Origin of the sequence: Campylobacter sp. 2457A (genome assembly GCF_020135895.1) — a bacterium.
Taxonomy (GTDB): domain Bacteria; phylum Campylobacterota; class Campylobacteria; order Campylobacterales; family Campylobacteraceae; genus Campylobacter_D; species Campylobacter_D taeniopygiae.
Genome location: NZ_JACHTO010000033.1, coordinates 1 through 9,086 on the forward strand (window position 1 = coordinate 1; position 9,086 = coordinate 9,086).

The following is a 9,086-nucleotide window of genomic DNA, read 5'->3' on the forward strand; positions in this document are numbered from 1 at the left end:
TCTTTATTGTTAGTTTGGTTTGGTTGTTGTTCTATATAGGGTTTGTTTATTGTTTGCAAATAAGAGTTTGATTGATTTAGGTTAATCTTTATTTTTCATATCTTTGATTTGGTTATTTAAAAGGATTTAGTTTAAGGTTTGGGTTTGTATTTGCTTGTGTAGGTTTATCTTGTTTAGTTGTATGGCTTTAGCTGATGTTTGATTGGTTTTTGTTTTTTGGTTGTCAAGGTTAAGTTAGTTTGGTTGGATTTGTCTTATATAGTTAAGTTTTTGGGATTAGTTTGTTAAGTCTTATTAGGGTGGGTTTTATATCTTGTTAAAAATTAATCTTTTAATTTTTCTTTGGATGCTTTGTATGTTTTAACTTTTGTTGTTTTAGTTTATTTTGTTTAGTTTTAGATTTATTAGGTTGTATATAGGATTCTAGTTTTTTAGCTTAGGGATAGAGTTTATTAAATGATTGATGAGAAATGTTTTTGAGTTAGTGTTTATAAAGATTCATTTTATAGTTGATTTTAGTTAGGTAGATTGGATTTTTATTTTTGGAAATCTAGTTTATTGGTAGTGATTAGTTTTTGAGTTGGTTATCTCGTTAAATTTATTTTTTAGTTTTAAGAGTTATCATGTATTTTTAAATTATTAAATGATTTGTGGTGTAGAGATTTATTTATGTAAATTTGTATTTTTTACTAGCCTAAAAAAGGGTGTTAGTGGTTATGATAAACTATACAAAGATTAAAGCAAGAAATTTTAATTTTTGGATAAAAATAATAAAATATTTTTATATTTGACAAATCAAAAAATTTATAAGAAAAAAAGATCTTAGAAAAATTTTTAAATAAGTCTTTGACAAACTTACAAAGGCATCAACAAATTCTTAAAAAATTAAAAAACTTGTAGGGATTTTTTCTTTATCAAAAGTAAATTTTAGTAAAATAATAAATTATTTTTTATTAAAGGTTGATGATGCTTTTTACTTTGCTTAATGAAAAAGAATTTTTAAATCCTTATTATCGCAAAAAGCCTATTTTAGAGACAGAATTAAACGATTTTGTTAAGATTTTAAAGGACTATAAAACCAACCTCGAAAACAATCTCAAAAACAACGAAGATTCCCTCGTGGCAAATGCATTAAGCAAATTTTTTGAAAGTTTAAATTTTGAATGCGAAGTCAAAAGCATACACAAAGGCAATAGCGGCATAGATTTAGCCTTAAAAAAAGATGGATTTACTCAAGTCATCATCGAAGCAAAAACGCCTCATTCTAAAGAATTTTTCACTCAAAACAAGCCAAATTGCAAAGCCTTGCAAGAGTGCATTTTGTATTATCTTCGCGAAAGAAAAGCCCTAAATTCATCGCTTAAGCATATCATCATCACGGATTTTTATAGTTTTTTCATTTTCAAGGCAGATTTGTTTGAAGAGCTTTTTAACAAAAACAAGCATTGTAAGGAAGCTTTTGAAAATTTTGAAAGCAAAGCCTCTCTTTTTAAAGGCAATACCGATGAAATTTATAAAGAATTTGAAAAGCTTTTAAATTCAGATCTTTATCTTAAAAGCAGTTTGAAAGGAATTTTTATCGACTTAAAGCCGATTTTAGAGCAAGAAAAACCAAGCTTTAGCGAGTTAAAACCCTTGTTTAAAATTTTTAATAAAGCTTGTTTATTGGCCGAATTCAATCCAAACGACGCAAATTCCCTAAACAACGCGTTTTATAAAGAGCTTTTGTATATCCTAGGGCTTTGTGAAAACAAACAAAACTCAAAACTCATCATCGCCAAAAGCGAGGAAAGCAAAGAAGAGCAGGGTACTTTTTATACGGCTATTAATTCCAAGCTTAAAGAAGAAAATTTTGAAGTCATTTTAAAGCTTTTGATTTTATGGTTAAATCGTATTTTATTTTTAAAGCTTATCGAGTCAAATTTGGTGCGTTTTAATGATGATAAAAATTTGAAATTTTTAAATGTCAAAAAAATTCCAGATTTTGGTAAATTGAGCGAACTTTTCTTTGAAATTTTAGCTAAGGCAAAAGATACAAGAAAGAAAAGCGAATTTGCTTATTTGCCTTACTTGAATTCATCTTTATTTGAAAAACAAAGCATAGAAAATACCCTTGAAATCGCAAATTTAAGCAACAATCTAAAGCTTGATTACTATAAACACACAGTGTTAAAGGATGATAAATGCAAGGCTAAAAAAGGACAAGTTGGGCTTTTAGAGTATTTGTTTGAATTTTTAGATAGTTTTGATTTTGGTAGCGATGATGAGCAAAGCGAAATTTTAAGCCAAAAAGAACTCATAAGCTCTAGCGTTTTAGGAAATGTTTTTGAAAAACTCAACGGCTACAAAGAAGGAAGTTTTTATACGCCAAGCTTTATCACTTCTTATATGTGTAAAGAAAGTATCACAAAAGTAGTTCTTGATAAATTCAACGCCAAATTCGATCTTGAGGCTAAAGACATAAGCGAGTTAAGAAAATCTTTGAGAAAAGAAGACAAAAACGCACAAAAAGAGCTTTTAAATTCTATCAAAATTTGCGATCCGGCCGTGGGAAGTGGGCATTTTTTAGTTTCTGCTTTAAATGTGATGCTTAGCATTTATGATGAATTAAATCTTTTCGAAGAAGAATTTTACCTAGAGGTGCAAAACGATGAAATTCTCATCACTGATCGCAAAGGTGAATTTATAGAATACAAACGCCCAAGCACGCACAAAGACAAAGCGCATTTGATCCAACAAGAACTTTTTCACACAAAAAAAGACATCATAGAAAACAATCTTTTTGGCGTCGATATCAACCCAAATTCTTGCGAGATCACCAAACTAAGACTTTGGATAGAGCTTTTAAAGCATAGTTTTTATCAAAGTTTTGATGATGAGAATTATCACGATCTTAAAACCCTACCCAACATCGACATAAACATAAAATGCGGAAATTCTTTGATCGCGTATTTTGACACTCAAAAGTCTTTATCGCATTACCCTAACATCAAAGAGCGTATGAAAAAGTATCAACACATAGTTAAAGACTATAAGGAAGGATTTTACACCGATAAAAATCTCATCGCTAAAGAAATCAAAAACCTCAAAGAATCTTTTAAAAATTTTTGCCTTAAAGACAAATTTGCCAAAGAAATCAAACAACTAACCAACAACGCAAACGAGTATTCTAAAAAATACGGCGATTTTTTAGCCGATGAACATCACGATGAAAAATTTAAAAGCTTTTTTTCTAAAAATATGTTTGAATTCAGTTTTGATGAAAAAGCTGCAAGAAAAGAATTTAAAAAACTTTTAGATCTTTATGAGCGTATTTTTGAGCTAGAAAAATCACATCCTTTTGAGTGGCGTTTTGAATTCCCTGAAGTGCTTGATAGTAATGGAAATTTTCAAGGCTTTGATCTCATCATCGGCAATCCGCCTTATATCAGACAAGAAGAGATAAAAGAACTTAAGCCAAATTTGGCGAAAAATTATAAGGTTTATAAAGGCACGAGCGATATTTATACGTATTTTTACGAGCTAGGTTTTAACGTGCTTAAAGAAAATGGCGTCCTATCTTTCATCACATCTAACAAATACACTCGTGCAGGATACGGCGAGGCTTTGCGTGAATTTTTACTCAAAAATACTCAAATTTGCGAATACATCGATCTAAACGGCGTCAAAGTTTTTGGTAACGCCACAGTGGATACAAGCATACTGAGTTTTAAAAAACTAAAGCCTAAAGATTCTTATTTCAAATACCTTGCCTTAGATAATGAAAATTTAAAAGCTTGTCAATTTCATATCGCTTTAAATACAAATTTCAAAGAACTTCCGCAAAAATCCTTAAGTAAAGAAAGCTTTACTTTTAGCGATGAAAACATCAGTGCCCTAAAGGCTAAGATAGATCGTATAGGCACTCCGCTTAAGGATTGGTATGGGCTTAATATAAATTATGGTATCAAAACCGGCTACAATGAAGCTTTTATCATCACCACTGAAAAAAAAGATGAGATTTTAGCAAATTGCAAAGACGAAGAAGAAAAAGAACGCACCGCCAAACTCATACGTAAAATGCTACGCGGACGCGATATAAAAAGATATGCTTATGAATGGGCGGGACTTTGGATAATCAATACTCACAATGGATATAAAGATGAAAATAAAAACCAAATTCCACCTATAAATATAGCTGAATATCCAAGCTTGAAAAAACATTTAGATGAATTTTATCCACAATTAGAAAAAAGGGCTGATAAAGGAATTACCCCCTATAATCTTAGAAATTGTGCCTATATCGAAGAATTTGAAAAAGAAAAGATTGTTTATCCTTGTATTATGTCAAAGGAGCCTTGCTTTTCTTATGAAAAAAATTATTCTATAGCTATGGCACCTGCTAATATTATCACCTCAAATGCAAATATTTTAAAATATTTCTTAGCATTTTTTAATAGCAATTTTATTTATTTAATGTTGAGAAAATTTTATATGGGCGGCGGTATAGAGGGAGAATTAAAAACTAATAATTTAGAAAAACTTCCTATACCAAAGATAAATTCCAAAAATCAAAAAACAGCCGATGAATTAGTAACCCTAGTCGATGAGATTTTAAAAGCCAAAGAACAAGACAAAAACGCAGACACCAAAATTCAAGAAGACAAAATAAACACTTTAGTTTATAAGTTGTATAATCTCACCGAAGATGAGATAAAAATAATCGAAGGTAAGTAATGGAATATAAAGAGCAAATAATAGAAATCGCCAAAAAGTTAAATATAGAAAAAAATAAAATATTATATGTAAAATATTCTAATTTATTTGAAATTAGTGATTGTAAAATATCTATTGCTACTGACATTTTTCAAAAATATAATTTATTTTTTAATAATTGTAAAGTGCCAAATTTAATTTTAGAATTTCCTATACAATCTTTAAAATTTGAATCGTGTTGTTTTGAAGATGGTTTTATAATAAGAGATGATTTTAATGGATATGTTTCAATTGAAAATAGTATTTTTGAAAATTATTTTAGTATTCTTTGGGTTAAAAAAGAAATATATAAAATAAATATCAATAAGAATAATTTTAATGAAGTAGGTATTTTTGAGAATAAAATTTTAAATTTTAAATTCGAAGAAAATACTATACAAAATATTAGTGTAAGTAATAATTTATTTAGCAAAGAAGCTTATTTTAATTATAATAGCTTTAGTAATGAGTGTATGTTTTTTAAAAATTCATTTGAAAATTTATCTTTTTATGGAGCAAAATTTAATTCTTTTGTATTTTTTCAAAATACTATAAAAGGCAGTTTAAATGCTGTCAATGCAAATTTAAATTTTGATTTTGAAAATTTAAAAGAGAAAATCAATCAAAAATATGGAGAATTTAATAAAAACAAACAAGACAAAAAACCTTTACATGAATTTGCTAATGATTTTAGAGATTCTTTTAGGACTTTTAAAAATGCCTTGATAAAAGATAACAATCTCTTAGATGCATCAAATTTTCACAAATACGAGCTTTATTGTAAAGAAATAGAGTTAAAACAAAATTGGGATAAAAAAGGCAAAAATGTAGAAAATATGACAGATTTAGAAAAAAATATTTCGAGAATTCGAGATTTTGTGGATTTTTTACTTTTGGGATTTTATCGCAAACTTTGCGATCATCATACGGACTTTTTGCGAGTTTTTAATAATCTTATTTTATTGATTGCTTTGTATGTTTTGTTTATTTTTATAGGAGGATTTGAGTTTAATTTAGAAAAAAAATCCAAAGATTTGGATAAATTATCAAATATATTTTCTTTTTTTACAGAAGCTAAACAAAAAATTTTAAATTTTTCATTTATACAACAATATTATGGCTATATTTTGATAATTTTTTGTATTATTTGTTTGATTTTTATTATAGTGACACTTTATAAGATTTTAAAAGATATACAATTAGATTTTATAAAAAACATAATTTTTAAAGATGGATTAAAAAGTTTATGGAATTTATGTGCTTATGTTTTTGCTTTACTGGTAATTTTACTTTATATAAATATCTTTATTCCAAAGAGTCAAAATAATTTAACGATTTTATCAAATATAGGGATATTTTTTGCATTTTGCATTTTTTATTTGTGGATAGTATATTTAAATTCATTATTTTTTAGATATATTCTTATAGTTTTTAGTTATATTGTTACTATTTTTGCTATGGGTAAAAATATATTTATTTTAAATCCTTTAATTGGAAAGCTTGTTTATGATAAAATATCTTTTGATAATCCTTTATTTATACATTTAACATTTGCTTATACTATACTAATGGCTTTAGTCCTTTTTTCGCTCCAAAAAACCGCACGTAAAAATTCCATAGTGCCTAGCTAAAAACAAATGAAAATCAAGGAAATACGATGAAAGATGAGGGATTAAATGGGTAGTGAAAATTTTATCGAGAATTTAAAACGTTATGGCATTTTGGCTAGAGATGCTAAAAGATTTAAAAAATGGAAAACTAGGATATTTATATCTAATGCCGCTATAGAAGAAGTAGATTTCAAAACTTTGCAAGAAGAAGGTATAAAAAAACTTTATGTATATGATTGTAAAATTTCAAACATAAAATTTTCAAATCAAAATGATCTAAGAATTTATTTTGTCAAATGTAATTTCTTAGATCAAGTTATTGCTTCAAAATGTAATTTTGAAAAAGAAGCGAATTTTAAAAAAACAATATTTCAAGATAAGGTGATTTTTACTGGAGCAACATTTCAAAAAGAAGCGAGTTTTAACGAAACAACATTTCAAAAAGAAGCGAGTTTTTCTAATTGCGAATTTAAAGATAAGGCAAATTTTAAACGTTTTACATCCGTTGCACTATCACCCAAGGATGGAAATTATAACGAATTAAATATTTTATTTGAAAATTGTATTTTTAACAAAAGAGCAGATTTTCATAATTCTAAAATTGCCAATGGTATATATTTCACTGATAATAGAGATTATAGCGAATCAAATATTTTATTTGAAGATTGTATTTTTAACAAAAGAGCAGATTTTCATAATTCTAAAATTGCCAATAGTATATATTTCACTGATTCTCATTTTAAAGATTATGCCGATTTTCACGCGTGTGGATTTGAAAAAAATACTTGTTTTTATAGAGTAAAATTTGAAAAAGTTCCGAATTTTAGTGCTTGTTATTTTAAGGAGCAAAAAGCTGTAAATTTAATTAATGTTGATATAGACAAATTAAATTTTAAATCAGTAGAAAATTATATAAAAGATAATTATAAAGATGAAATTAATAAAGATGAAAAAAGTATTTTTAAAATTGAAAATAAGTATAAATTAAAATGCGCTAAAGATTGTAAAGATTCTTTTAGGGTTATTAAAGATGTTTTAACAAATCAAAACAATACTTTAGAAGCTCAAGAATGGCATAAATTAGAACTTTATACCAAGGAAAAAGAGCTAGAAATTCTATTAGGAGAAGATGAAAAAGGTAAAAGTAAGCGTAAAATAAAAAAAATAAGCTTTAGAAAAAATATAATAGAGGATATAATAGCAAGTATTGGTTGTTTTATCATTTATTTTTTAATCTTTATGAGTAAATTAACTTTTAATTTTTTCTTGGCACTTTTTAAAATTCGATGTAAAACCATATATAAAATAGTTAAATTTGTCTTATCTTATGTATTTAAATGCTTTTTGGTATTTTTTAAAATTCTAGCCAAAACCATATATAAAATAATACAAATTATTTTATTTTGCATATTTAACATAAAATCAATTGATAGAATTATAAAGCTTGAATTTTTGAAATACAAGAGAAAAATCAGTCGTTTTGGAAAGAGAATGACTGATTTTACTTTATGGTTTGATTGTGTCTTGTTGCATATATATAGAAATACAAGCGATCATCATACAAATTTTTTAAAAATTTTAAATTTTACAATTTTAATGATTTCGCTATATGGCGCTATAAACTGTTTTTTTTTAAAAACTGTAAATTACTTTTCATCTCTTGAAAATTGGATAATACTTTGTATAAGCTATTGTATTTCTGTATTATTATTTATATTTTTAATAAGTCTTAAACAAAAATTTATTTTTATCGCCTTTATTTTGGTGTTTATAATTGAAGGTATTTTTACAATAGGAGTTCTGACTTTTTTATCATCAGTATATATTCCAACGTTTTATTTTATGATTTATTTTTTAGGTATATTTATTTTTTATATTTTATTTACTTTTAAAATTGAGCTTTTTGTTTTTATTTTAAGGCTTCTTGCTTATGTAGTTTTAGTTATAGTTCTTTTTGAAAAACCGCAACTAATAAATCCTTTTATAGACGTATTTTCATCAGGTAAAATTTATGAAAGTAAATTAGAAAAAAAATTAAATGATTTTAATACAAGTGCTATTTTAAATTTAGCGAAAATATCTCAAAAAGATTTTAATCTAAGTATGGATTACAAAGATATTTCCTTTACGGAGTTAAATTCTGCTAAAAAAATAATTATAGACAATAAAGAAAATATCACAATTTTGCAAGATGAAAAACTAAAAATAGCAAAAGAATTTTTAGGTGATAAATATGAGCAGATTTTGCAAACCATAAATCAAGATGAGATTATGCAAAAAACGATAAAATCCACAAGTATTTTATATGGTATTATTCTTTTGCTTTGTATCTTTTCACTCCAAAAAACCGCACGTAAAAATTCCATAGTGCCGAGCTAAACAAATGAAAGTCAAGGAAATGCGATGAAAGATGAGAGATTAAATGAGTAGTGAAAATTTTATCGAGAATTTAAAACGTTATGGCATTTTAGCCAAAGGGGATTGGCGGCTTTACCCGTTTGGGACTAAGATAAAAATATCTGACGCTACTATAGAAAGCATAGATTTTGATGCTTTGCAAAGATGGCGTATAAAAGAACTCACTATAGAGAATAGTAAAATTTCAAAAATTAAATTTTCAAAGCAAAACGATGTAAAAATTTATTTTACCAAATGTGATTTTTTAGATCAAGTTTTTGCTTTGGAATGTAATTTTGAAAAAGAAGTTGAATTTGTCGGTTGCAGTTTTGAAAAAGAAGTTGA

4 protein-coding genes are annotated in these 9,086 nt (G+C 26.4%); all 4 read left to right on the top strand.

Annotation, left to right across the window (positions count from 1 at the left end; translation table 11 throughout):
• Positions 1 to 966 precede the first annotated feature (966 nt).
• The gene (locus tag H2280_RS07720; protein ID WP_337216158.1) at positions 967 to 4,716 is read left to right on the top strand and encodes a type IIG restriction enzyme/methyltransferase; all 3,750 of its coding nucleotides are present in this window, start codon (positions 967 to 969) and stop codon (positions 4,714 to 4,716) included.
• On the top strand, positions 4,716 to 6,365 hold the full coding sequence (locus H2280_RS07725) for a hypothetical protein (RefSeq protein WP_337216159.1): 1,650 nt from the start codon (positions 4,716 to 4,718) through the stop codon (positions 6,363 to 6,365). Before H2280_RS07720 ends, H2280_RS07725 begins: the two co-directional genes overlap by 1 nt.
• Positions 6,366 to 6,410: 45 nt before the next feature.
• The gene (locus H2280_RS07730) at positions 6,411 to 8,723 is read left to right on the top strand and encodes a pentapeptide repeat-containing protein (RefSeq protein ID WP_337216160.1); all 2,313 of its coding nucleotides are present in this window, start codon (positions 6,411 to 6,413) and stop codon (positions 8,721 to 8,723) included.
• A 43-nt stretch (positions 8,724 to 8,766) separates the two neighbouring features.
• A partial coding sequence (locus tag H2280_RS07735; protein WP_442862344.1) for a hypothetical protein occupies positions 8,767 to 9,086 on the top strand: 320 nt, incomplete at its 3' end.